The organism is Streptomyces sp. NPDC037126 (assembly GCF_055605965.1).
In genome coordinates, this window is record NZ_JBVJTD010000080.1 from 1 (window position 1) to 2,837 (window position 2,837).

The following is a 2,837-nucleotide window of genomic DNA, read 5'->3' on the forward strand; positions in this document are numbered from 1 at the left end:
GCGCTGGCCAGCGGCGGCCTCGGGACGGCTGATGTCGATGTGGTGGAGGCGCACGGCACGGGCACGACCCTCGGCGACCCGATCGAGGCCCAGGCACTCCTCGCCACCTACGGCCGGGACCGCGAACAGCCGCTGCTGCTCGGCTCCCTGAAGTCCAACATCGGCCACGCCCAGGCCGCGGCCGGTGTCGCGGGTGTGATCAAGATGGTCATGGCGATGCGGCACGGCGTCGCCCCGCAGACCCTGCATGTGGATGCTCCGTCCTCGCATGTCGACTGGAGTGCGGGTGACGTCGAGCTGCTGACGCGGCAGAGGGAATGGCCCGAGACGGGCCGGGCCCGGCGGGCGGGCGTGTCGTCGTTCGGCATCAGCGGGACGAACGCGCACGTGATCCTGGAGCAGCCGCAGGAAACGGCCCCTGCCGAGACCGCTTCGGTGGAACCCGGTGTGGTGCCCTGGGTACTGTCCGGCAAGACAGCCGACGCCCTGGAGGCTCAGGTCGCGCGCCTGCTCGCCTCCGCCGTCGGACGTCCGGTGGACGCGGGTCTGACCCTCGTCAGCTCCCGCTCGGAGTTCGCCCACCGTGCCGTGGTCCTGAACGGCACCGAGACCATCTCGGGGGAGACGAGGGCCGGCAAGTCCGCCTTCTTGTTCTCGGGGCAGGGTTCGCAACGGCTGGGCATGGGCCGTGAGTTGTACGGCCGTTTCCCGGTGTTCGCGGAGGCGTTCGACGCGGTGTGCGCCGGGTTGGACGAGCACCTGGACCGTGCGGTGCGGGAGGTGGTTTGGGGTGAGAGTGCGGAGCTGCTCAACCAGACCATGTATGCGCAGGCGGGCCTGTTCGCCGTAGAGGTGGCGCTGTTCCGGCTTGCTGAATCGCTGGGTGTGCGCCCGGACTTCGTCGCCGGGCATTCGATCGGTGAGGTCGCGGCCGCACACGTAGCAGGCGTGTTCTCGCTGGAGGATGCGTGTGCGTTGGTGGCGGCGCGTGGCCGTCTGATGCAGGCGCTGCCGGAGGGTGGGGCGATGCTCGCCCTCCAGGCGACCGAGGATGAAGTACGACCGCTGCTGGGCGGGTCGGTGTCGATCGCGGCCGTCAACGGCCCGAACTCCGTCGTCGTCTCCGGTGCGGAGGGAGCGGTGGAGGAGATCCGCGCCCGCTTCGAGGACCGTAAGTCGACCCGTCTGCGGGTGTCGCACGCCTTCCACTCGCCGCTGATGGAACCGATGTTGGAGGACTTCCGCCGGGTGGTGGAGGGGCTGTCCTTCGCGGATCCGGTCATCCCGGTGGTGTCGAACCTGACCGGCGCGGTCGCCGACGACCTGTGCTCCCCGGAGTACTGGGTGCGCCACGTCCGTGAGGCGGTCCGCTTCGCCGACGCCATCCGCACGCTCTCCGGCGCGGGCGTGACCCGTTTCCTGGAGCTGGGCCCGGACGGCGTCCTGACCGCCATGGCCGCCGAGTCCACCGACGGCGTACTGGTGTCCGCCCTCCGTAAGAACCACGACGAGGAGACGACGATCCTCCAGGCCCTGGCGCGCCTCTACGTGGACGGCGTCAAGGTCGACTGGGCGGCCCTCTTCGCCGGCACCGGAGCCCGACCTGTCGACCTGCCCACCTACGCCTTCCAGCACCGCCGCTACTGGCCCACCGGCTCGGTCGCGCGGGCCGGTGACGTCCGGTTCGCCGGGCTGAGCGCGGCGGAGCATCCGCTGCTGACCGCGGCCGTGCCGCTCGCCGACGACGACGGAGTGCTCCTCACCGGTCGCCTGTCCGTGCGGTCGCACCCGTGGCTGGCGGACCACCGCGTCCAGGGAACCGCGCTGCTGCCCGGCACGGGCCTGCTGGAACTCGCCCTTCGGGCCGGTGACGAGGTCGGTTGCGATGTGGTGGAGGAGCTGACGCTGGCCGCTCCGCTGGTCCTGCCCGAGGAGGGCGCGGTCCAGGTGCAGGTTCGCCTCGGGGCGCCGGACACGGCCGGGCGCCGGAGCGTGGGTGTGTTCGGGCGCAGGGACGGCCTGGCGGACGAGCCCTGGGTGCGGCACGCCGGTGGTGTGCTGGCTCCCGGTGCCGAGGGCGTTGCCGCGGCCGACTGGGGCGACTGGTCCGTCTGGCCGCCCGAGGGCGTCGAGCCGGTGCCGGTCGAAGACGCCTACGACGCCTTCGCGGAGGCCGGTTTCGGGTACGGACCGGTCTTCCAGGGCCTGCGCGCGATGTGGCGGCGAGGCCGGGGCGAGGAGCTGTTCGCCGAGGTCGTCCTGCCGGAGCAGGCGCACGACGACGCGGCCCGCTTCGCACTGCACCCGGCCCTGCTGGACGCCTCGCTGCACGCCGGGCTCGTGGAGGGCGCAGACGACGACACGGTCGTACCGTTCGCGTGGAACGACGTGTCCCTCCACGCCGTGGGCGCGACCGCGGTCCGGGTGAGGCTGACGCGCGTCGGCGCCGAGGGCCTGTCCCTGACCATGGCCGACATGGACGGCCGGCCGGTGCTGTCGGTCGGCTCGATGCTCAGTCGCCTGGTCTCCGCCGAGCAGCTGGAGTCCGGCGTACGCACGGCCGAGCGGCCTTACGCGGTCGAGTGGTCCGTGTCGGCCGCGGGTGTGGAGTCGGGTGTGTCGTGGGTGTGTTGGGAGGAGGTGTCGGAGGGTGTGGGTCCGGTGCCGGGTGTGGTGGTGCTGGACTGTGCGGGTGTCGGCGGGGTGGATGTGCCGTCGGGTGTGCGTGCGGTGTCGTACCGGGTGTTGGGCGTCTTGCAGTCCTTCCTTGCTGATGAGCGGTTTGCGGGTGCCCGGCTGGCCGTGGTGACGCGTGGGGGCGTCGCGGTGGGTCGGGG

1 protein-coding gene is annotated in these 2,837 nt (G+C 72.0%); it reads left to right on the forward strand.

The window, feature by feature from the left end:
- Positions 1–2,837: type I polyketide synthase (locus ACZ7FF_RS44875; protein ID WP_470820530.1), on the forward strand; the 2,837-nt coding region annotated here is incomplete at both ends.